19 protein-coding genes are annotated in these 20,540 nt (G+C 64.6%); 10 read left to right on the top strand and 9 right to left on the bottom strand.

Annotated elements, in window-relative coordinates; all coding sequences use genetic code 11:
• Window positions 1-165 precede the first annotated feature (165 nt).
• Window positions 166-2,259 (top strand): mechanosensitive ion channel family protein, encoded by a 2,094-nt coding sequence (locus tag QRN70_RS13490; RefSeq protein WP_285418512.1) that lies wholly within the window; start codon window positions 166-168, stop codon window positions 2,257-2,259.
• 126 nt (window positions 2,260-2,385) lie between these two features.
• Here QRN70_RS13490 and QRN70_RS13485 read toward each other — a convergent pair whose 3' ends face one another.
• Window positions 2,386-6,687 carry a DEAD/DEAH box helicase gene (locus QRN70_RS13485; RefSeq protein WP_285418510.1) on the bottom strand — a complete coding sequence of 1,434 codons (4,302 nt, stop codon included), beginning with the start codon at window positions 6,685-6,687 and terminating at the stop codon, window positions 2,386-2,388.
• Between the two features lie 285 nt (window positions 6,688-6,972).
• Here QRN70_RS13485 and QRN70_RS13480 point away from each other — a divergent pair, with 285 nt between their 5' ends.
• Together QRN70_RS13480 and pgnE are read left to right on the top strand one after the other, a co-directional pair.
• Window positions 6,973-7,857: a sugar nucleotide-binding protein gene (locus QRN70_RS13480; RefSeq protein WP_285418508.1), complete on the top strand. Its 885-nt coding sequence runs from the start codon at window positions 6,973-6,975 to the stop codon at window positions 7,855-7,857.
• Window positions 7,850-8,782 (top strand): UDP-N-acetylglucosamine epimerase PgnE, encoded by a 933-nt coding sequence (gene pgnE, locus QRN70_RS13475; protein WP_285418506.1) that lies wholly within the window; start codon window positions 7,850-7,852, stop codon window positions 8,780-8,782. The genes QRN70_RS13480 and pgnE overlap by 8 nt, the downstream gene beginning before the upstream one ends.
• 258 nt (window positions 8,783-9,040) lie before the next feature.
• Here the strand turns inward: pgnE and QRN70_RS13470 are convergent, their stop codons facing one another.
• From QRN70_RS13470 to QRN70_RS13450, 5 genes are all read right to left on the bottom strand, one after another.
• On the bottom strand, window positions 9,041-9,739 hold the full coding sequence (locus QRN70_RS13470; RefSeq protein ID WP_285418503.1) for an OmpW/AlkL family protein: 699 nt from the start codon (window positions 9,737-9,739) through the stop codon (window positions 9,041-9,043).
• Between the two features lie 248 nt (window positions 9,740-9,987).
• Window positions 9,988-10,506, bottom strand: coding sequence for a DUF3299 domain-containing protein (locus QRN70_RS13465; protein WP_285418501.1), 519 nt, complete (start codon window positions 10,504-10,506; stop codon window positions 9,988-9,990).
• A gap of 11 nt (window positions 10,507-10,517) precedes the next feature.
• Window positions 10,518-11,783: an ABC transporter permease gene (locus QRN70_RS13460; protein ID WP_285418499.1), complete on the bottom strand. Its 1,266-nt coding sequence runs from the start codon at window positions 11,781-11,783 to the stop codon at window positions 10,518-10,520.
• Between the two features lies 1 nt (window position 11,784).
• A complete protein-coding gene (locus QRN70_RS13455; protein WP_285418497.1) occupies window positions 11,785-12,495 on the bottom strand; it encodes an ABC transporter ATP-binding protein in 711 nt (236 codons plus the stop codon).
• A gap of 139 nt (window positions 12,496-12,634) precedes the next feature.
• Window positions 12,635-13,228: a DUF2796 domain-containing protein gene (locus tag QRN70_RS13450; RefSeq protein ID WP_285418495.1), complete on the bottom strand. Its 594-nt coding sequence runs from the start codon at window positions 13,226-13,228 to the stop codon at window positions 12,635-12,637.
• Window positions 13,229-13,363: 135 nt separating this feature from the next.
• Between QRN70_RS13450 and QRN70_RS13445 the strand changes: the two genes are divergently transcribed.
• Window positions 13,364-13,723 carry a hypothetical protein gene (locus QRN70_RS13445; protein ID WP_285418493.1) on the top strand — a complete coding sequence of 120 codons (360 nt, stop codon included), beginning with the start codon at window positions 13,364-13,366 and terminating at the stop codon, window positions 13,721-13,723.
• Window positions 13,724-13,727: 4 nt separating this feature from the next.
• Here the strand turns inward: QRN70_RS13445 and trxA are convergent, their stop codons facing one another.
• The 3 genes from trxA to QRN70_RS13430 form a co-directional block, all read right to left on the bottom strand.
• Complete coding sequence (gene trxA / locus QRN70_RS13440; RefSeq protein ID WP_285418491.1) at window positions 13,728-14,600, bottom strand: thioredoxin; 873 nt, start codon at window positions 14,598-14,600, stop codon at window positions 13,728-13,730.
• Window positions 14,601-14,806: 206 nt separating this feature from the next.
• Window positions 14,807-15,463 (bottom strand): class I SAM-dependent methyltransferase, encoded by a 657-nt coding sequence (locus QRN70_RS13435; protein WP_285418489.1) that lies wholly within the window; start codon window positions 15,461-15,463, stop codon window positions 14,807-14,809.
• Window positions 15,460-15,924: a YbaY family lipoprotein gene (locus tag QRN70_RS13430; RefSeq protein WP_285418487.1), complete on the bottom strand. Its 465-nt coding sequence runs from the start codon at window positions 15,922-15,924 to the stop codon at window positions 15,460-15,462. The genes QRN70_RS13435 and QRN70_RS13430 overlap by 4 nt, the downstream gene beginning before the upstream one ends.
• 128 nt (window positions 15,925-16,052) lie before the next feature.
• Here QRN70_RS13430 and nrdR point away from each other — a divergent pair, with 128 nt between their 5' ends.
• From nrdR to nusB, 6 genes are all read left to right on the top strand, one after another.
• Window positions 16,053-16,517 carry a transcriptional regulator NrdR gene (gene nrdR / locus QRN70_RS13425; RefSeq protein WP_003228656.1) on the top strand — a complete coding sequence of 155 codons (465 nt, stop codon included), beginning with the start codon at window positions 16,053-16,055 and terminating at the stop codon, window positions 16,515-16,517.
• Window positions 16,514-17,647, top strand: coding sequence for a bifunctional diaminohydroxyphosphoribosylaminopyrimidine deaminase/5-amino-6-(5-phosphoribosylamino)uracil reductase RibD (gene ribD / locus QRN70_RS13420; protein ID WP_285418485.1), 1,134 nt, complete (start codon window positions 16,514-16,516; stop codon window positions 17,645-17,647). The genes nrdR and ribD overlap by 4 nt, the downstream gene beginning before the upstream one ends.
• A gap of 47 nt (window positions 17,648-17,694) precedes the next feature.
• A complete protein-coding gene (locus QRN70_RS13415) occupies window positions 17,695-18,360 on the top strand; it encodes a riboflavin synthase (protein WP_285418483.1) in 666 nt (221 codons plus the stop codon).
• Window positions 18,361-18,376: 16 nt separating this feature from the next.
• A complete protein-coding gene (gene ribBA, locus QRN70_RS13410) occupies window positions 18,377-19,468 on the top strand; it encodes a bifunctional 3,4-dihydroxy-2-butanone-4-phosphate synthase/GTP cyclohydrolase II (protein WP_007966103.1) in 1,092 nt (363 codons plus the stop codon).
• 91 nt (window positions 19,469-19,559) lie between these two features.
• The gene (ribH, locus tag QRN70_RS13405; RefSeq protein WP_003228649.1) at window positions 19,560-20,036 is read left to right on the top strand and encodes a 6,7-dimethyl-8-ribityllumazine synthase; all 477 of its coding nucleotides are present in this window, start codon (window positions 19,560-19,562) and stop codon (window positions 20,034-20,036) included.
• Window positions 20,033-20,533, top strand: a complete 501-nt coding sequence (gene nusB, locus QRN70_RS13400; RefSeq protein WP_285418481.1) for a transcription antitermination factor NusB — start codon at window positions 20,033-20,035, stop codon at window positions 20,531-20,533. Before ribH ends, nusB begins: the two co-directional genes overlap by 4 nt.
• Window positions 20,534-20,540: the final 7 nt, after the last annotated feature.

Here is a 20,540-nt window from a genome sequence, read left to right as displayed (position 1 = left end):
CCTGTGTCAGTTGATGACTGCCGGCAGTTCGGGAAAGTTTCGGTGGAGCTACGGACGGTATTGCCGGCGCCTGCTCACTCCTGGCGAGGCCTGGGGAGTGGCGCTGAACTTGCCGGGCATTTGCCGATCAGTTCCTTACAGGTACAGCCGAGGGAGCTCTGCGTTTTGACCAGGTTGAGGATCGCGATTCTATTGGGGGCGCTGCTGTTGGGCGGTAGCCAGATTGTGCAAGCCGCGCCGGTGCCGGGTGTCCCGGCCGCCAGCGACAAGGCCGCCGAACCCGAGCCATTGGTGCAGGGCGGACTGCTCGGTGCGATCAGCTCCGGCATCGACGACGTGCAGGACAAACTCGATCTCAACGAGCATCTGGTCGACGCCTGGCGCCTGCGCGCCGACCGCGCGGCGGATGAGGTGGACAGGCTGGTCAACCAGCCGTCTGATCGCTCGGCGTGGAGCGTGGCCGGGGACTTCCTGATGCTCTCGGGGGTGTGGCTCGGCGCGTTCGCGGTGTTGACCGTGCTTGGCAGCGTGTTGTGCAAACGCCTGCGCGAAGGGCGCTGGCTGCGCACCCGTCAGCGCAGCCAGGACCTGCTCGGCTACCTGCTGCCCTACACGCTGCCGGCGCTGATCTGCCTGCCGCTGACCCTGTACGTCAGTCACTTCCTGCCGACCTCTGTCGGCCGTGCGCTGGCGCTGTGTCTGGCCTATGCCACCAGCAGCGGCATCTTTTCTACGTCGATACTGTTGTGCGTGGTGGTGATGTTCAACATCGGCCACAAGCGCCCGGCGGTGCACATCATTCGCGACTATTGCCCGAAACCGCTGTTCCTGATCGGCTTTCTCGCCGCTCTCAGCGATGCCCTGACCAGTCCGCAGATCGCCCGTCAGCTGGGCGGCAACATCACCAGCAGCATTGCCGTATTCACCGGTCTGCTGGCGTCGATCATTTTCGGTCTGCTGGTGATCCGCCTGCGCCGGCCGGTGGCGCATCTGATCCGCAACCGGCCGCTGGCGCAACGCCTGAAACAGCCGTCGCTGCAGGAATCGCTGCGGATCTTTTCCGGGCTCTGGTATTGGCCGATCGTGCTGATGGTGCTGGTCTCGGCGGTGAACCTGATCGGCATCGGCGAGGACAACCAGAAAGCCCTGCGCTGTGCGTTGTTCACCACCGTGCTGCTGATCGGCACGGTGTTCCTCAGCACCATCCTGCAGCATCTGTTCAAGTCCCGCCGGGCCGAGGCGGTGCAACGCAGCAGTGCCTACAAGGCGCGCTTTCTCAGCCTGCTGCACGCCCTGTTGCGGATCGTGATGGCGATTGCCTTCATCGATATCCTCGGCAGGATCTGGGGCGTGTCGCTGCTGGATTTCGCCCAGAGCAGCAGCATCGGTCGGGCGATCAGCAACGCCCTGAGCAGCATCGGCCTGATCTTCCTCGTCACCTGGCTGTTGTGGGTGGTGCTCGACACGGCGATCCAGGAAGCGCTGAAACCGCCGGTCAGCAAACGCTCGACGCGCCAGCCGAGCACGCGGGTAAAAACCATCCTGCCGCTGCTGCGCAACGCGATCAAAATCATCCTGGTGGTGATCTGCGCGATCACCACCATGGCCAACCTCGGGATCAATGTCGCACCGCTGCTGGCCGGTGCCGGGGTGGTGGGCCTGGCCATCGGTTTCGGCTCGCAGCAACTGGTGCAGGACGTGATCACCGGGCTGTTCATCATCATCGAAGACACGCTGTCGATCGGCGACTGGGTGGTGCTCGATTCCGGGCACGCCGGCACGGTCGAAGGCCTGACCATTCGCACCCTGCGCCTGCGCGATGGCAAGGGGTTCGTGCACTCGGTGCCGTTCGGCCAGATCAAGGCCGTGACCAACCAGTCGCGGCAGTTTGCGTTCGCGTTCTTCTCGGTGCAGTTCACCTATGACACCGATGTCGACAAGGCCATCGAACTGATCCGCGAGGCCGGTGATTCGATCCGTGAAGACCCGTTCCTCAAGTACAACCTGCAAGGGCCGCTGGACGTCTTCGGGGTGGACAAGATGGACTTGAATGGCGTGGTGCTGACGGCGCAGTTCCGTACCGTTTCAGGTGGGCAATATGCGGTGAGCCGGGCGTTCAACCAGCGTTTGAAAAAGCTTGTGGATAACAGTCCGCTGGTGCATTTCGCGCAGACTTATCCACAGCAGGTGCTGTTGCCGCAGCGTCAGGGTGAGGGGGAGTTGGTGGCGAGCGAGGCGCCGCAGAAGTCGAGTACTTGATTGCCGGATTCTGTAGTGGGATGGCCGGCCTCTTCGCGGGCAAGCCCGCTCCCACGTTGGCTTTGTGAACGCCGCAGATTTCCTGTGGCAACGAGCTTGCTCGCGAAGGCGTCAGTCCAGTTCACATCAGTGCCGGATCAGCTTGCTGCGCACCTGTTCCATGGCCACCTGATCCAGCTCTGTCCAGAAAATCGCTTTGCCGGCAATCGCGGCCGCCACCGGAACCCCGTCCCGATACACCAGCCGATTGCTCGCCAGCGCCGGCACTTTCGCCCCCGGCAGCAGCGTCCCGGCGAGGTTCAACGGATCGACGCCGCAGACCGCGATCAGGCTGCCGTCATGCGGACGTCGGCGTACCTCACGCAGCAGTGGAATCGCCTCCGGCAAGGCGAACTGTTCCCCCGCCAGACCACTGACAAAGCGTCCGCCGCGAATCTCGCCACGGGCCTCCAATCGATGAAACGTGCGCAGCAATTCGCGCCAGCTCGGCAGCCAGTCCGCTTCGCGTTCCAGCAGGCGCCAGAACACCACGCCGTAGCGCCGCAGCAAAGTCATGGCGACGTGTTCGAGGGTTTCCGCAGGAGTGCTCCGAGTGCTTTCCAGCAGCGGCCCGCGGCGCAACAGCGCCCAGCGCCCGGCATCGTCCATGCCGCCGACAAACGCCCCGCGGCCACGCCGGCTGCTGCGTTGCTGGCGTTTGCTCGGCGGGGTGATCAGCGCGCGCAGGCCAGCGAAACTGTCGGCGTTCACCAGGCCGGCGGCGACCAGTTCCTGCAAGGCGATTTCCAGTTCGGTGCGCAGCAGGTGCGCCTCGTGGACCAGCTCATCGAAAAACAGCGCGCCGTGCTCGCTCAGCGCCGCGAAGACTTTCTGCGCCTTGGCCGACAACTCACTGGACGGCGTCTGCTCGGCCAGCGCGCTCCACAACCCGACCTGACTGCGCGGCAACAGCACAATCGGCGTACTGCGCAACGCCGTGGCGCTGACTTTCTGCCGGGCGCTGAGGCGCATCCACACCTGTTTGCCGCTGCGGCACAGATCATCCAGCCAGCTCGGCGAGTAATCCTTGAGGCGCGCCGGGAGGATGTCGCTGTCCCACGCCGACGCCGCGGCCGGGTAGCCTTCGAACTGGCCGACGATCGCCGGCAACACGGCTTGGCCCTGACCGCGGGTGGCGTTGGACAGGTGCTGCCAGTCGAACAGGAAGCGCAGGAAATCCTGCAACGCCACCGGTTCGATTTCGCGCCGCAGACGCTTGACCGTATAGCGATGAATGCGCGCCAGCAGATGCCGCTCGCACCATTCTTCGAGCCCCAGCCCCGGGGTGAACTGGCCACGCAGCACGTAGCCTTCGCGTTCCAGGCGGGCGAGGGCCTGCTGAACCTGTGCGCTGTCCAGTGCCAGCGCAGCGGCGATGGTGGGAAACGGCAGCGGCCCGAGCGCCGCGAGCCGCGCGCGGATGACGTCAAGCAGCGCTTCTTCGAACGTCCACGGCTCGTCGAAACCCGGCAGGGGCGCCACCGCCGGGTGCACGGCGGCCTGTGGATAAAGCGCCTGCAGGCAGCTCAGGCGTTCCCGGGCCAGCCACACGATTGGCTGCGCGTCGATCTGCAGACGGCAGGCGCGACCGCTTTGCGCCAGGTCATGCAGCCAGCCCGGCCAGTGCGGGTTGGCCTCGGCTTCGCGGGCGCTGATGCACCCCAGGCTCATCAGCGCTTCGTGCATTTCATCGGCGTTGTGCGGTGTCGGCCAGGCCTCTTCGCACACGGCACGGATGGCCTCGGTGTCCAGCGCACCGAGGTCATCGGTGGACTGCGGGTCGCTCCAGCGCCGGTTGAGTACGGCCTGGGTGCGGCGTTCTTCCAGCGGTGCGTCATCGAGAAAGGCGTAGGGGCGGGCGCTGAGAATTTCCGCGGCCAGCGGTGACGGTGCCGGCAGGTCGCGGGCAATCAGGCGCACTTCACCGCGCTCCATGCGCCGCAGCAGATTGAGCCAGCCTTCGCTGTCCATCGCTTCGTGCAGGCAATCGTCGAGGGTCTGCTCCACCAGCGGGTGCGCGGGAATTTCGCGTTCGCCGGCGAGGTTTTCCAGGCAGGCGATCTGGTCGGGAAAGACACTGGCGATCAGGTCTTCGCTTTTCATCCGCTGCAACTGCGGAGCGACTTTGCGTCCGCCGGTAAAGCGCGGCAGGGCCAGTGCCACCCCGGCGTTCCAGCGCCAGCGCACGCCGAACAACGGCGCATCGAGCACGGCCTGGATCAGGATGTGCTCGGCGCTGTTGCTGTGCAGATAGCGCCAGACCTCGTCGAGCTCGAAGCTGTGGCTGGTGGACAGCGACAGCACGATGGCGTCTTCGCTGGCGGCGGCCTGCAGTTCGAAATTGAAGGTGCGGCAGAAACGCTTGCGCAGGGCCAGCCCCCAGGCGCGATTGATGCGGCTGCCGAACGGCGCGTGGATGATCAGTTGCGTCCCACCGGACTCGTCGAAAAAACGCTCCATCAGCAGCGTGTCCTGGGACGGCAGGGCGCCGAGGGCGAGGCGGGCGCGGGCCAGGTAGTCGACCAGTTGTTCGGCGCTGGCGAGGTTGAGGCCCAGGGTCGTGGTCAGCCAGTCGAGCGCCGGTTGCAGGTCGCCGGGACTGGCGCTCAGCAACTGATCGAGCTGCGCCTGCAGGCGCGCCACCGCCGCCGACAGCTCGGCGCTGCGCCCCGGGGCCTCGCCGAGCCAGAACGGAATGGTCGGCGGCTGGCCCTGGGCGTCCTCGACCCGCACCTTGCCGGTTTCCACGCGCAGGATGCGATAGGACGTATTGCCGAGCTGGAACACGTCGCCGGCGATGCTTTCCACGGCGAAGTCTTCGTTGACGCTGCCGATATTCAGGCCTTGTGGTTCGACCAGCACGCTGTAGTCGGCGTTGTCGGGGATGGTGCCGCCGCTGGTCACCGCCGTCAGCCGCGCGCCCCGCCGCCCGCGCAGAGTGCGGCTGACGGCGTCGCGGTGCAGGTAGGCGCTGCGGATGCCCTGGCGCCCGTTGTAGCCTTCGGCAAGCATCGTCAGCAGCGCCTGGTAATGCTTTTCGTCGAGGCTGGCGTAGGGTTCGGCCCGGCGGAACAGGGCGAGCAGGGCGTCCTCGGCCCACTCCTGGCAACTGACTTCGGCGATGATCTGCTGCGCCAGCACATCCAGCGGCGCTTCGGGGATGTGCAACGTGTCGAGTTCGCCACGGCGCACGCAATCGAGCAGGGCCGCGCATTCGATCAGGTCATCGCGGGTGGTGGCGAACAAGCGCCCCTTCGGCGTGCCGCCGACCTGGTGCCCGGAGCGCCCGACCCGTTGCAGAAACCCGGCAATCGAGCGCGGCGAGGCGATCTGGCAGACCAGGTCGACTTCGCCGATGTCGATGCCCAGTTCCAGCGAGGCGGTGGCGATCAGCACTTGCAGTTCGCCGCGCTTGAGGCGCTGTTCGGCATCAAGGCGAAACTCCTTGGCCAGACTGCCGTGATGCGCGGCCACCGCGTGTTTGCCCAGACGCTCGCTGAGGTGCCGGCTCAGGCGTTCGGCGAGGCGTCGGGTGTTGACGAATATCAGCGTCGTGCGGTGTTCGCGGGCCAACGCCGCGAGGCGGTCGTAGACCAGTTCCCAGACGTCGTTGGCCATCACCGCCGACAGCGGCACGGGTGGCACTTCAATGCCCAGGTCGCGGGGCCGGGCGTGACCGATGTCGATGATTTCGCAGGGCCGGCCATGGCCGACGAGAAAGCGGGCCACGGCGGCGATGGGTTTCTGCGTTGCCGACAGGCCGATGCGGGTCAGCGGTTCGGCGCACAGCGCCTGCAGGCGTTCGAGGCTCAGCGCCAGGTGACTGCCGCGCTTGCCGGCGGCGATGGCGTGGATCTCATCGATGATCACCGTCCGCGTGCTGCCGAGCAGGGTGCGCCCGGATTCCGAGCCGAGCAGTACGTACAGCGATTCCGGGGTGGTCACCAGAATGTGCGGCGCGCGCTTGCGCATCGCGGCGCGGTCCTTCTGTGGCGTGTCGCCGGTGCGTACGGCGGTGGTGATGTGCAGTGCCGGCAGGCCCATCTGCTGCAACTGGTCGGTGATGCCTGCCAGTGGATTCTGCAGGTTGATGCGGATGTCGTTGGACAGGGCCTTGAGCGGCGAGACGTAGACCACCAGGGTCTCGTCCGGCAGGCCGTCGGGGTGTTCCAGGCCACGGTGGACGAGATCGTCGAGCACGGCGAGAAACGCGGTGAGGGTCTTGCCGGAGCCGGTGGGCGCGGCGATCAGCGTCGAGCGGCGCTGGCGGATCAACGGCCATGCGCGGGCCTGGGCGGCGGTGACCGTCGGGAAGGTGCTGCTGAACCAGGCGCTGACGGCGGGATGAAAGCCTGCCAGGGCCGCGTCCTCGAGGATGGGCAGATTCATCCTGCAGTTATGCGGGTGGTCATCCGAAGATGCAAGTACCGCTCGGTTCTCCAGCGTTCAGCCGGGCCTCTTCGCGAGCAGGCTCGCGCCCACGGGGCGTGTAGTCAGTGAGCCTGCGCGGGAAAGGGCCGGTTGAATCGGCACATTTCCAGGCGATCTGCACTTTACGGGTGACGGTTGCGCACTAAACCCGCAAAATGCAACGATTCCGGCAATTATCGACGACGGCGCCCCAGGTGCCGTCGCCAAAGCCATCGTTCCAATCAGACTGGGCCTGCTGACTCTATGCGAATGCGCCTTATGTTACTGGGCGGCGGAAATGCCCTTGGGCAGGCGCTGATTCGCCTCGGTGCGGAGGAAGACATCGGCTTCCTCGCCCCCCGCCCGCCAGAAGACGGCTGGGATGCCGCGAGCCTGACACAACTGCTCGACGACACGCGTCCCGATGCGTTGATCAACCTTGCCTACTATTTCGACTGGTTCCAGGCCGAGACTGTCAGCGAAACCCGTCTCGCCGGGCAGGAACGCGCCATCGAGCGTCTGGCCGAGCTGTGCCAGCACCACAACATCATCCTTGTCCAGCCTTCCAGCTATCGGGTGTTCGACGGCTCGCGCGCCACCGCCTACAGCGAGAAAGACGAGCCGGTGCCGCTGGGGCTGCGCGGTCAGGCGCTGTGGCGGATCGAGCAGAGCGTGCGCGCGACCTGCCCGCAACATGTGCTGCTGCGCTTCGGCTGGCTGCTCGACGACAGCCCGGACGGCACCCTCGGGCGTTTCCTCGCCCGTGCCGAGCAACCGGATCAATTGCTTCTGGCCGATGACCGTCGAGGCAATCCGACGCCGGTCGACGACGCTGCGCGGGTGATCATTTCGGTGCTCAAGCAACTCGATTGCGCGGCGCCGCTGTGGGGCACTTATCACTACGCCGGCCACGAGGCGACCACGCCACTGGCGCTGGGCCAGGCAATTCTCACCGAAGCACGCAGCCTGCATCCGCTGGCCATCGACGAACCGACCGCGCAGGCCCACGCCGCGCGTCCGGATGCCGCCGAAGAGCCGCAGCATGCGGTGCTCGCCTGCAAGAAAATTCTCCACACCTTCGGGATCAAGCCGCGCGCCTGGCGTGCCGCGCTCCCGGGCTTACTGGACAGGTTTTACCGTCATGGCTGAAGGCCCCGTTCTCATCACCGGCGGCGCCGGTTTCATCGGCTCGCACCTGACCGACGCCTTGCTCGCCAAGAGCCATTCGGTGCGCATTCTCGATGACCTGTCGACCGGCAAGCGCAGCAATCTGCCGCTGGCCAATCCCAAGGTCGAACTGGTGGTCGGCGATGTCGCCGACGCTGCGCTGGTCAGCCGCGCGATGCACGGCTGCAGCGCGGTCGCCCACCTGGCCGCCGTGGCTTCGGTGCAGGCCTCGGTGGATGATCCTGTGAAGACCCACCAGAGCAATTTCATCGGCACCCTCAACGTCTGCGAAGCCATGCGCGAGGCGGGCGTGAAGCGGGTGCTGTTCGCCTCCAGCGCGGCGGTCTACGGCAACAACGGCGAGGGTGAGTCGATCGACGAAGACACGCCCAAAGCCCCGCTGACCCCGTATGCCGCGGACAAACTGGCCGGCGAGCACTACTTCGATTTCTACCGCCGCCAGCATGGTCTGGAGCCGGTGATCTTCCGTTTCTTCAATATCTTCGGGCCGCGCCAGGATCCGTCCTCGCCGTACTCCGGGGTCATCAGCATTTTCAGCGAGCGAGCGCAGAAAGGCTTGCCGATCACCGTGTTCGGCGATGGCGAACAGACGCGGGATTTCCTCTATGTCGAGGATCTGGTCGACGTGCTGGTGCAGGCGCTGGAAGCACCGCAAGTGGCGGTCGGCGCGGTGAATGTCGGCTGGAACCAGGCGACCAATCTCAAGCAGATGCTGGCCGTGCTGGAACAGGTCGTTGGCCAGCTGCCGCCGGTCAGCTACGGTCCGGCGCGTTCCGGTGATATCCGCCATTCGCGGGCCAACAACCGGCGCCTGCTCGAGCGCTTTGCGCTGCCGGCGCAGACGCCGATGAGCGTTGGCTTGAGCCGGCTGTTGGGGCGCGGCTGAAAGGCTCCCTCACCCTGACCCTGCCGAAAAGTCGGGGCCGCTCAAAGGGTGAGGGGAGCGACCGCAAGCACACAACCTGTTTCGAGCAAGCATGAAAAAGGCGCCCTTTGACAGGCGCCTTTTTCACGGCCGAAATTCACCCTGCAACTGGCGAAATTTCTGTGGCGGGGAACATTGTCCCCGTGCGCTGCGCAATGCAATCGCCGTCAGTTTCAGCCTGCCCGCCACCCAGCCTCATTCACCACCACGTGAACGTTCTCAGAACTTGTAGCCCAGGCCGACCATGTACACAAACGGATCGACATCGACATTCACCTTGGCGCGGGTGCCCGGTGCCACGGCGTTGTTCTCGACGGTGGCGCGGGTGTCGATGTCGATGTAGCGCACCTGGGCGTTGAGCATGATGTTGTCGGTCAGCATGTAGTCGGCGCCGACCTGCCAGGCCAGGCCCCAGGAGTTTTTCGCCTTGAAATTGCTGAAGCCGTTGGACTGCGCTTCGCTGCCGACGTGCTCGTCGTAGATCCAGGTGTAGTTGATGCCGCCGCCGATGTACGGCTGGAACGGCGACTTGGCGTCGAGCGGGTAGTAGACGACGCTGAGGGTCGGCGGCAGGTGTTTCAGGGTGCCGAGTTTGCCGTTGGCAGCCGGCAGGGCGGTGCCCTTGATCTTCACGTCATGCTCGAACGGCGAGGCCGCCAGCAACTCGATCCCGATGTTGTTGGTCAGCATGTAGGCGAAGTTCAGGCCCAGTTGGGTGTCGCTGCTCATGGTCGCCTTGCCGCCCAGATTGGTGCCGCTCAACGGACCCTGGTCGACCTTGACGCTGGAGCTGTCGGCCTTCGGGTTGACGGTGATCGCGCCGGCGCGAACGATGATGTCGCCGGCTTCGTGGGCGTGGGCGAGCGGGGCTGCGAGCGCGAGGGCCAGCAGCGAGGCGCTGAGCAAGGACTTGTTCATGGAAGCTCCCAAAGGACGTTAAAAATGTTTGATGTCCTATGGTACGAATCCGTCTGATACGGTCTTTTGACTCAGCTCAATGAAACAGTGAAGGGGTGGTTGTTTGTGGAACCTTGGCCGACCCCTTCGCTGGCAAGCCAGCTCCCACAGGTTTCGTTGGTAATCACAACACTGCTGAACGACTCGATCACTGTGGGAGCTGGCTTGCCAGCGATGGGGCCATGGAAAACAACACAGAATTGTCGGAGTTACTCCGGCAGCTCATACACATAAATCTTGTCCGCATCCATCTGATAACCAGCGTCGGCCAGTTCGCTGCTGGAAGGTTTGACCTGCAACGGTCCCTCGACCCAGTACGGCTGGTACAGCTCATCGAGCTTGACCCCCAGTTCGCTTTTCACGTGCACGATCTGGTTCGACGGCGGTGGCGGGACGTGGATGCAGGCGCCGAAGTACGGCACCAGCAGGAAGTCGGTGGTGCGCCCCGCTTCGTTGACTTCCAGCGGCACGATGTAGCCCGGCAGGCGGATGTTCTGGCCGTCGAGACTCTGCACCACCGGCGCGTTGGGCATGTCCTGTTTCGCCGCGGGTGCCGATTCGGCGGACAACGCATCACCCATTTTCGACAGGTCATGCAGCGGCGTCATGTTCGGCACTTCCGGTGCGGCGTCGGGCGGGATCATCTCCGACCAGGTCAGGTCTTTCGGCGTCGCGGCCCACACGGGCAGGGCGACCAGCAACAACAGCGCGAGCACGGCGCGGGGCATGGTGAACATCCTCATAGACGGATCGACAGGCCATCGGCCAGGGATTGGCGATACGCGCGCCAGGCCGGCACGCTGCCCATCAGCAGCGCGGCCGCCAGAATGCCACCGAGCAGCGTCCATTCATACTCGCTGGGCCACGCCAGCGGCAGATACAGACCGTAATTGGCCTGCACATAACCCTGGGCCGCGGCGATACCGAGGTACAGCAAGGCTAATCCTGCGATCACGCCGGTCAACGCCAGGGCAAAGGCCTCCAGCACCAGCAGGCTCGCGATGTGCCACGGCCGCGCCCCGACCGAACGCAGGATCGCCATCTCCCGCCGCCGCTCGTTGAGGCTGGTGAGAATCGCCGTGAGCATGCCGATCAACCCGGTCAGCACCACGAACAGCGACACCACGAACAGGGCTTTTTCGGCAGTGCTCATCAGGCTCCACAGTTCCTGCAGGGCCACGCCCGGGAGGATCGCCAGCATCGGCTCGCCACGGAATTCGTTGATCTCGCGTTGCAGGGCGAACGTAGAAATCTTGCTGTTGAGGCCGAGCATGAAGGCGGTGATCGCTTGCGGCGTCAGGTCCATGTTGCGCGCCTGGTCGGCGCTGATGCGGCCATTGCCCCGCGCCGGTACGCCGTTGTGCCAGTCGATGTGAATCGCCTCCATGCCGCCGAGGCTGATGTGCAATGTGCGGTCGACCGGCGTGCCGGTGCGCTTGAGAATACCCACCACCGTGAACGGTTTGTCGTCGTGCTTGACCAGGCTGATCGCCGCCACGCCATGGGCCAGCACCAGTTGGTCACCGAGCTTGTAGTGCAACGCTTCGGCCACTTCGGCACCGAGCACCACTTCGAACGGATCGCTGGCGAAGGCGCGGCCATCGGCCAGTTCCAGGTGTTGCTGCCGACCGTACTGGTAATGCTCGAAATACGCTTGGGTGGTGCCCATCACCCGGTAACCGCGATGCGAATCGCCGAGGGACATCGGAATCGCCCACTTCACCTTCGGGTTGCTGGCGAAGTGTTCGAAGCTGTCCCAGCGGATATTGTTGGTGGCGTTGCCGATGCGGAACACCGAGTACAGCAACAGGTTCACCGAGCCCGAACGGGCGCCGACGATCAGGTCGGTGCCGCTGATGGTGCTGGCGAAACTGGCCTTGGCCTCGGTGCGCACGCGCTCGACGGCGAGCAACAGGCACACGGACAGGGCAATCGCGAATGCGGTGAGCAGGGCGGTGAAGCGGCGGTTGGCCAGGCTGGCCATGGCCAGACGGAGCAGATACATCTCAGACCTCGGCAGACGTGGCGGCGCGATTCAGCTCGGCCAGGGACAGGTGACGGTCGAACAGTGGCGCCAGGCTCTGGTCGTGGCTGACGAACAACAGGCTGGAACCGGCCTCGCGGCATTCGGCGAACAACAGGCGAATGAAATTTTCCCGGGCGTCGTAATCCAGCGCCGAGGTCGGTTCGTCGGCGATCACCAGTTCCGGTTGGCCGATCAACGCGCGCGCGGCGGCAACCCGTTGCTGCTGACCGATCGACAGCGAATCGGCGCGACGGCCGAGCATGTTTTCATCCTTCAGGCCGAGGTGGGCGAGCAGAGTCGCCGCGGCCTGATCGACGCTGCCGTGACGTTGTTTCGCGCGCTCTGCACGCAGCCTGGAGAAGTGGCACGGCAACTCGACGTTCTCGCGCACCGAGAGAAACGGCAGCAGGTTGAACTGCTGGAAGATGTAGCCGGTGTGATCGACGCGAAAGCGGTCACGGGCGCCGGCGCCGAGTTCGCTCAGTTCCTGGCCGAGCAGGCGAATGCTGCCGCGTCCGGGCTTCTGCACGCCGCCGAGCAGGCCGAGCAGGGTGGTCTTGCCGCTGCCGCTGGGGCCCTTGAGGAACAGGGTTTCTCCCGGTTCCAGGCGAAACGCCGGGATATCCAGCAGCGGCGGGTGACCGGGCCAGTTGAAGCCGAGGTCGGACAGTTCGATGAGTGCTTGGGTCATGGCGCCGGTTTCGTGGTTGGACACTGAACCCTTGTGGGAGCGAGCCTGCTCGCGAAAGCGCTGGATCAGTCGAAATCGATGGTGACTGTTCGAATGCATTCGCGAGCAGACTCGCTCCCACAGGGGATGCTCGGTGTTATCAGAATTTCAGGGCCGCAGCCTTGGAAGTCACTTCGCTGCCTTGCTGGCCACTCGGGCCGATCAGTTGTACCTGAATTTTCTGCGTGGCCGGGAAGGTATTGAAAATGTTCGCCAGATTCAGTGTCTGCAGCGCGCCCGGCGCCGCGCAGCTGATCTGGTAATGGGCGTGGATTTCACTGTGGTCGTGGTGGTGTTCATGACCGTCCTTGTCCGCTTCATCGTCGTCATGGTCGTCGGCCTCCGGTTTGTCACCGAACAGCGGGCTTTCCAGTTCCTGGCTGACCACTTTGCAAGCGGCAGCGCTCGGCAGGCTGAACAGCGCCAGTGGCTTCTCCAGTTGCGCGCGGGCGGCGGCAACCTTGGCCTTGTCGGCGTCGCTGGTGGCGGCGTGCTCGAAACCGACCAGGTTCATCGCCGGGCTTTCCAGCTCAAGTTCCAGGGTCTGGCCGTCGAGGGCGGCATTCAGACGCCCGACGCCATGCTCGTGCGCGCCGAGGCTGCCGTGCTCATGGTCATGGTCGTGCTCATCGGCGGCATGGACGAGGGCCAGCGGCAACAGGGCAAATGGCAAAGCGAGGAGCAGACGACGCATGACGGTCTCCGGGAAGTAAAGTGAAGAGTTTGTTATGTAATCTTATAACGAAAGTGCGCAGAGTTTGCCCGTGCGCTTGGCGTTGCACAAGTCCCATGGGAGCATGCAGGTCAGAAATGTGCGGGAGTGAACTCGATGTTGCGGATACGCGGAACGGTCGGCGCGACGCCGGTGGATTTGACGGTGGAGCTGGATGACAGCGATTGGGCGAAGCTCGGCGCTGCCCTGGGGGCGCAGTCGTTGGCTGATCAGCCTGCAGCGGCATCGCTGACGCCGGCGGCGAAACCGCAGAGCCAGGACGATGCGGTGTGGCAGGTGGCCCAGGATCTGTTGCGCAAGGCCGGGCAACTCAGCGGACCGGATCTGCTGGAGCAGCTAGAGGGACTGACGGGCAGTGCGGCGGCGGGCAAGCGGTTGCTGGTGCGGTTGCGCCACAGTTCACAGGTGAAAGTGGCGAGCGGCGGGGATACGCCGCTCTACAGCTGGATCGAGTAAGCGCTTAGTACAGCGCCGCAAACACTTTACGGCGGTAAGCGGTCACCAGCGGATGATCGTTGCCCAGCAACTCGAACACTTGCAGCAGGGTCTTGTGCGGCAGGCCCTCGCCGTAGCTGCGGTTGCGGATGAACAGCTTGAGCAAGGCGTCCAGCGCCGCCTCGTACTGCTGGCGCGCCAGTTGCTGGATTGCCAGTTGATACACCGCTTCATCGTCCTGCGGGTTTTTCGCCAGGCGGGCTTTCAGGTCGGCGGCGTCCGGCAGGTCGCGGGCCAGGCCGAGGAACTGGATCTGCGCCTTGGCCCCGGCCAGTGCAGCCTTGTGTTCGTCGCTCTTGACCGCGTCGAGCACAGTCTGCGCTTCGCCCAGCTCACCGCGTTCGGTCAGGCAGCGGGCATACAGGATCAGCGCCTTGGCATTCGTGTTGTCTTCACCGAGCAGCACCACCAGCGCCGCTTCGGCATCGGCGAAACGTCCCTCGTCGAACAGTGCCTGGGCCTGTTCGAAGGGATCGGCAGCGGCCGGTGGCGGCATCTGCACATGCGGTTCGAGCAGCGCGCGCACTGCCGACTCCGGTTGCGCCCCGGCGAAGCCGTCCACCGGCTGGCCGTCCTTGAACAGCACCACGGTCGGCAGGCTGCGGATGCCGAAGCGGGCGACGATGTCCTGCTCGATGTCGCAATTGACCTTGGCCAGCAGCAACTGGCCCTGATAGCTCTCGGCGATGCCTTGCAGCATCGGCATCAGCGCCTTGCACGGCGCACACCATTCGGCCCAGAAATCCACCAGTACCGGTTTGCTGAAGGAAGCCTCGATCACCGACTGGTCGAAATCGGCAGTCGTGGCGTCGAAGATGTACGGCGTTTGCTGACTCATGGGGGATCTCGTAGAAGCGTGGATGGGGCAACTATACGGCTTGGCGGGGGGTGGCCGGAAGCGCGGGCAAGTTTAGAGACATGTTGCCTGACAGGACGCCTTCGCGGGCAAGCCCGCTCCCACGGGGGGGGGCTGTGTTGTGCGCAAAACCTCGGTTCGACTCGGCCACTGCAGTAGCTGCCGAAGGCTGCGATCTTTCAACCATTTCAGTTACGCCGTGCGTGATACAGGCTCACATGCCGAAACTCTTCCGGTTCCGCCAGATCCGGCAAGGTCATCGCCTCGAGCATTTCGATGCGCTCGTACAGCGGATGGCGGAAATCCCGCACCCGTGAATCCGCCACCAGCGCCTCGCGCCCCCGGCTGAGAAAGGCATCGAGCAGCGGCAGGTTCTCACGGTCGTACAACACGTCCGCGACCAGGATCAGATCGAAGCGGTCGCGCTCGGCGAAGAAGTCTGTTGAATAGCTCATCTGCACGCCATTGAGCGCGGCATTCGCCCGGCACGCGGCAATCGCCAGCGGATCGAGATCACACGCCACCACTTCCAGCGCACCGGCCTTGACCGCGGCGATCCCGGCAATCCCGGAGCCGGCGCCGAAATCCAGCACGCGTTTGCCGCGCACCCACTGCGGAAACGCCGCCAGGTAGCGCGCCACCGCCAGGCCGCTGGCCCAGCAGAAACTCCAGTACGGCGGCTCGTGGAGGATGCGTCGGGTTTCGTCGGGGCTGAATTCGCGAGCCATGTTGTCGCCGTCGATCAGCCACAACTGCAAATCGGTGCCCGGCAACGCGCAGGCCTTGAGCCGCGCGTCACCGAGCAATTCAGCTAACGCCTGCTGCAGGTCGAGCGGTGCCGTCATGGGGCTTTGACAAACTGCAGCTGGCCCAGCGCCTGGGTGGTTGGCTGGGTGATGGTTTGCGACGGCAGGTGCAGAATCAGCTGGCCGGACTGCGTGGCACGACCGCGCAACTCGACCCGTGCGCCAGCGGGGAACGCTTCCGGATTGAAACGCAGGCGGAACGGCAGGACCTGGTTGGTGCCGATCAGGCTGGAACTGGCGAGCAATTGCTGCGGGCGATCCTTGTCGTCGATGACCAGCAGCGCCAGTTCGACTTCGGCGCCGGCCGGGACGCCTTGCAGGGTGCCGCTCAGTTCGCGTTGATAGGCCGGCAGCGGGCCGAGGTCGGCGGCCTCCCTGGCTTTTTTCTGCGCCTGCTGCGGCGCCGGGCCGGGTGTCGGCGGCTGGGGCTTGGGCGCGTCGCTGCCACAGGCCACCAGCAAGGTGCAAAGGCTGAGCAAAACGAGCGGACGTAAAGGCATTGGCGGCTCCGGCAGAATGAAATCCATGGATCAAACGATCATGCCAGTCTGTATACCGCAAACCCTATGGCTTGTCTTGCCACCGGGATGCGCTACCATGGCCCTCCCATTTTTTGTTGCCAGCCACCATGCACTGTCCCTTCTGCGGTGCCAACGACACCAAGGTCATCGACTCGCGTCTGGTCGCCGAGGGCGAACAGGTGCGCCGCCGGCGTGAATGCCTGGCCTGCGGCGAACGTTTCACGACGTTCGAGACGGCCGAACTGGTGTTGCCGCGCCTGATCAAAACCGATGGCAGCCGCCAGCCGTTCGACGAAGAAAAACTCCGCGCCGGCATGCAGCGCGCCCTGGAAAAACGTCCGGTGAGCGTCGAGCGTCTCGAGTCCTCGCTGGTTCACATCAAACACAAGCTGCGCGCCACCGGCGAGCGCGAGGTCAAGTCCCTCGTGGTCGGCGAACTGGTGATGGCCGAGCTGCAGAAACTCGATGAAGTCGCCTATATCCGTTTCGCTTCGGTGTATCGGCGCTTCCAGGACCTCAACGAGTTCCGCGAAGAGATCGACCGTCTCGCCCGCGAGCCGGTGAAAGAATGACCACCACCGCCGAGCAGGCCATCCTCGACGCGCACTTCATGGCCCGTGCCCTGGAGCTGGCGCGCAAGGGTCACTACACCACGCACCCCAATCCGCGGGTCGGCTGTGTGATCGTGCGCGACGGACAGATCGTCGGCGAAGGCTGGCACGAGCGCGCCGGCGAACCGCACGCCGAAGTCCACGCCCTGCGCGCCGCCGGCGAACAGGCCCGGGGCGCTACCGCCTACGTCACCCTCGAACCGTGCAGCCACCATGGCCGCACGCCGCCGTGTGCCGATGCGCTGGTGAATGCCGGGGTCGCTCGCGTGGTGGCGGCGATGCGCGACCCGAACCCGCAGGTGGCCGGGCGCGGTCTGCAGCGGCTGGCGGATGCCGGGATCGCCAGCGAAAGCGGCGTGCTCGAAGCCGAGGCGCGCAAACTCAATCAAGGCTTCCTCAAGCGCATGGAACACGGCTTGCCGTTCGTGCGGGTCAAACTGGCGATGAGTCTTGACGGTCGCACGGCGATGGAAAGCGGCGAGAGCCAGTGGATCACCGGCCCGGCCGCGCGTTCCGCAGTGCAGCGGCTGCGCGCACAGGCCGCCGTGGTGCTGACCGGCGCCGACACCGTGCTGGCCGACGGCGCACGCCTGACCGTGCGCGCCGACGAACTAGGCCTGGATGCCGAACAGACCGCACTGGCCATGAGCCGTCCGCCGCTGCGGGTGCTGATCGACGGGCGCCTGCGGGTGCCGCTGGACGCGCCGTTCTTCAAGGCCGGACCGGCGCTGGTCGCGACGTGCATGGCGGTCGAAGAGCAATACGCCAATGGCCCGGAATGCCTGATCGTGCCGGGTGATGACGGCCAGGTCGACCTGCACCAACTGCTCATCGAACTGGCCAACCGCGGCGTCAACGAAGTGCTGGTCGAGGCCGGTCCGCGACTGGCCGGCGCGTTTGCCCAGCGCGGTCTGGTCGACGAGTTCGTGATCTTCATGGCCGGCAGGTTCCTTGGCTCCACGGGGCGGCCGCTGCTGGACTGGCCGCTGGCGTACATGAAGGACGCGCCTGAGCTGAAAATCACTGAAATCCGCGCGGTTGGCGATGACTGGCGAGTCACTGCGACGCCAGTCGTTTCGGCGAGCGTATAATTCCCGGCCATCGTATTTGCGCTGGCCTTGTTCTCGAGGAGAACCCCATGTTTACCGGCATCATCGAATCCATCGGCAGTATCCGCGCACTGACCCCCAAGGGCGGTGACGTGCGGGTGCATGTCGAAACCGGCAAGCTCGACCTGAGCGACGTCAAACTCGGCGACAGCATCGCGGTCAACGGCGTGTGCCTGACCGCCGTCGAGCTGCCGGGCGACGGCTTCGCCGCCGACGTCAGCCGCGAAACCCTCGACTGCACGGCCATGAATGACCTGAAAAGCGGCAGCCCGGTCAACCTGGAAAAGGCCCTGACCCCGACCACCCGTCTCGGCGGGCATCTGGTCAGCGGTCACGTCGACGGTGTCGGCGAAGTGGTAGCGCGCAGCGATAACGCCCGCGCCGTGGAATTTCGCATTCGCGCGCCGAAGGAATTGGCCAAGTACATCGCCCACAAAGGCTCGATCACCGTCGACGGCACCAGCCTGACGGTGAACGCGGTCGATGGCGCCGAATTCCTCCTGACGATCATTCCGCACACCCTCAGCGAAACCATCATGGCGTCCTACAAACCGGGCCGCCGGGTGAACCTGGAGGTCGACCTGCTGGCGCGTTATCTGGAGCGCCTGTTGATGGGTGACAAGGCCGCAGAGCCTGCATCCGCTGGCACGATCACTGAAAGCTTTCTGGCCGCCAACGGCTATCTCAAATCCTGACCGAAGGGGGTGCCTTGTGGCGCTCAATAGCATCGAAGAACTGGTTGAAGACATCCGCCAAGGCAAGATGGTCATCCTCATGGATGACGAAGACCGCGAGAACGAAGGCGACCTGATCATGGCCGCCGAATGCTGCAAGGCCGAGCACATCAACTTCATGGCCAAGCACGCCCGCGGCCTGATCTGCATGCCGATGAGCCGCGAACGCTGCGAACTGCTCAAGCTGCCACTGATGGCACCGCGCAATGGCTCCGGTTTCGGCACCAAGTTCACCGTATCGATCGAAGCCGCCGAAGGCGTGACCACCGGTATCTCCGCCGCTGACCGTGCGCGCACCGTGCAGGCGGCTGCAGCAAAAGACGCCAAGGCTGAAGACATCGTCAGCCCGGGCCACATCTTCCCGCTGATGGCGCAGGCCGGCGGCACCCTGGCCCGTGCCGGCCACACGGAAGCCGCTTGCGATCTGGCGCGCATGGCCGGTTTCGAGCCGAGCGGTGTGATCTGCGAAGTGATGAACGACGACGGCACCATGTCCCGGCGCGCCGAACTGGAAGCGTTCGCGGCCGAACACAACATCAAGATCGGCACCATCGCCGACCTGATCCACTACCGGATGATCCACGAACGTACCGTTCAGCGGATTGCCGAGCAGCCACTGGACAGCGAACTGGGCCAATTCAACCTGGTGACCTATCGTGATTCCGTGGAAGGCGACGTGCACATGGCCCTGACCCTGGGCACTGTCTGCGCCGAAGAGCCGACCCTGGTGCGCGTGCACAACATGGATCCGCTGCGCGACCTGCTGATGGTCAAGCAACCGGGGCGCTGGAGCCTGCGCGCGGCCATGGCAGCGGTGGCCGAGGCCGGTAGCGGGGTGGTGCTGCTGCTCGGTCACCCGCTCGACGGTGACGTGCTGCTGGCGCACATTCGCGAAACCGCCGATCAGGCCGCGGTGAAAAAACCGACCACCTACAGCATTGTCGGTGCCGGTTCGCAGATCCTGCGCGACCTCGGCGTGCGCAAAATGCGCCTGATGTCGGCACCGATGAAATTCAATGCGATATCCGGTTTCGATCTGGAAGTTGTAGAATACGTGCCCTCCGAATAATGACCGGTTGTTTCCGGACCCGAATTCGCGGCAAATAAATCACTGAGGGACGCGTAGCAGACGCGTCCCGGCTCTTTAAGAGATCTGACGAATGACCCTGAAGACCATCGAAGGTACCTTCATCGCCCCTAAAGGCCGCTACGCTCTGGTAGTGGGCCGTTTCAACAGCTTCGTGGTTGAAAGCCTGGTCAGCGGTGCAGTTGATGCCCTGGTTCGCCACGGCGTGAGCGAAAGCGACATCACCATCATCCGCGCACCTGGCGCCTTCGAAATCCCGCTGGTTGCGCAGAAAGTCGCCCAGAAAGGCGAGTTCGCAGCCATCATCGCCCTCGGCGCGGTCATTCGTGGCGGCACTCCGCACTTCGAATACGTGGCGGGCGAATGCACCAAGGGCCTGGCCCAGGTGTCCATGGAGTTCGGCGTACCGGTCGCGTTCGGCGTCCTGACCGTCGATTCCATCGAGCAAGCCATCGAACGTTCCGGCACCAAGGCCGGCAACAAAGGTGCTGAAGCTGCCCTGTCCGCTCTGGAAATGGTCAGCCTGCTGGCGCAGTTGGAGGCCAAGTGATTAGCGACGATAGCGATCGTTTCAACCCGCGCGATCCGAAACCTGCGGATGCCGGCAAGCCATCGAAAAGCGCCAAGCGCCGCGAAGCCCGTCAGCTCGCGACCCAGGCCCTGTACCAATGGCACATGGCCCGGCAGTCGCTGAACGAGATCGAAGCGCAGTTCCGCGTTGATAACGATTTCACCGATGTCGATGGCGCCTACTTCCGCGAGATCCTGCACGGGGTTCCGCAGTTCAAGACGGAAATCGACACCGCGCTCAAGCCTTGCCTGGACCTGGCGATCGAAGAGCTGGACCCGGTTGAACTGGCGGTTCTGCGCCTGTCCACCTGGGAGCTGCTCAAGCGCGTCGACGTGCCGTACCGCGTTGTCATCAACGAAGGTATCGAACTGGCCAAGGTCTTCGGTTCCACCGATGGCCACAAGTTCGTCAACGGCGTGCTCGACAAGCTGGCCCCGCGTCTGCGTGAAGCTGAAGTGAAGGCGTTCAAGCGCTGAAATGCGC

Origin of the sequence: Pseudomonas sp. efr-133-TYG-5, from assembly GCF_030209175.1 — a bacterium.
Lineage (GTDB): Bacteria > Pseudomonadota > Gammaproteobacteria > Pseudomonadales > Pseudomonadaceae > Aquipseudomonas.
This window is presented reverse-complemented; position numbering and strand designations above follow the sequence as displayed.

Excerpts from the sequence above, each read along its gene's own strand:
- nrdR (WP_003228656.1), top strand. The coding sequence starts at position 16,053 with ATGCACTGTCCCTTCTGCGGTGCCAACGACACCAAGGTCATCGACTCG.
- ribD (WP_285418485.1), top strand. The coding sequence starts at position 16,514 with ATGACCACCACCGCCGAGCAGGCCATCCTCGACGCGCACTTCATGGCC.
- QRN70_RS13435 (WP_285418489.1), bottom strand. The coding sequence starts at position 15,463 with ATGACGGCACCGCTCGACCTGCAGCAGGCGTTAGCTGAATTGCTCGGT.
- QRN70_RS13430 (WP_285418487.1), bottom strand. The coding sequence starts at position 15,924 with ATGCCTTTACGTCCGCTCGTTTTGCTCAGCCTTTGCACCTTGCTGGTG.
- QRN70_RS13415 (WP_285418483.1), top strand. The coding sequence starts at position 17,695 with ATGTTTACCGGCATCATCGAATCCATCGGCAGTATCCGCGCACTGACC.
- QRN70_RS13470 (WP_285418503.1), bottom strand. The coding sequence starts at position 9,739 with ATGAACAAGTCCTTGCTCAGCGCCTCGCTGCTGGCCCTCGCGCTCGCA.
- ribH (WP_003228649.1), top strand. The coding sequence starts at position 19,560 with ATGACCCTGAAGACCATCGAAGGTACCTTCATCGCCCCTAAAGGCCGC.
- QRN70_RS13455 (WP_285418497.1), bottom strand. The coding sequence starts at position 12,495 with ATGACCCAAGCACTCATCGAACTGTCCGACCTCGGCTTCAACTGGCCC.
- QRN70_RS13485 (WP_285418510.1), bottom strand. The coding sequence starts at position 6,687 with ATGAATCTGCCCATCCTCGAGGACGCGGCCCTGGCAGGCTTTCATCCC.
- QRN70_RS13450 (WP_285418495.1), bottom strand. The coding sequence starts at position 13,228 with ATGCGTCGTCTGCTCCTCGCTTTGCCATTTGCCCTGTTGCCGCTGGCC.
- QRN70_RS13460 (WP_285418499.1), bottom strand. The coding sequence starts at position 11,783 with ATGTATCTGCTCCGTCTGGCCATGGCCAGCCTGGCCAACCGCCGCTTC.
- QRN70_RS13480 (WP_285418508.1), top strand. The coding sequence starts at position 6,973 with ATGCGAATGCGCCTTATGTTACTGGGCGGCGGAAATGCCCTTGGGCAG.
- pgnE (WP_285418506.1), top strand. The coding sequence starts at position 7,850 with ATGGCTGAAGGCCCCGTTCTCATCACCGGCGGCGCCGGTTTCATCGGC.
- QRN70_RS13445 (WP_285418493.1), top strand. The coding sequence starts at position 13,364 with ATGTTGCGGATACGCGGAACGGTCGGCGCGACGCCGGTGGATTTGACG.
- QRN70_RS13465 (WP_285418501.1), bottom strand. The coding sequence starts at position 10,506 with ATGCCCCGCGCCGTGCTCGCGCTGTTGTTGCTGGTCGCCCTGCCCGTG.
- trxA (WP_285418491.1), bottom strand. The coding sequence starts at position 14,600 with ATGAGTCAGCAAACGCCGTACATCTTCGACGCCACGACTGCCGATTTC.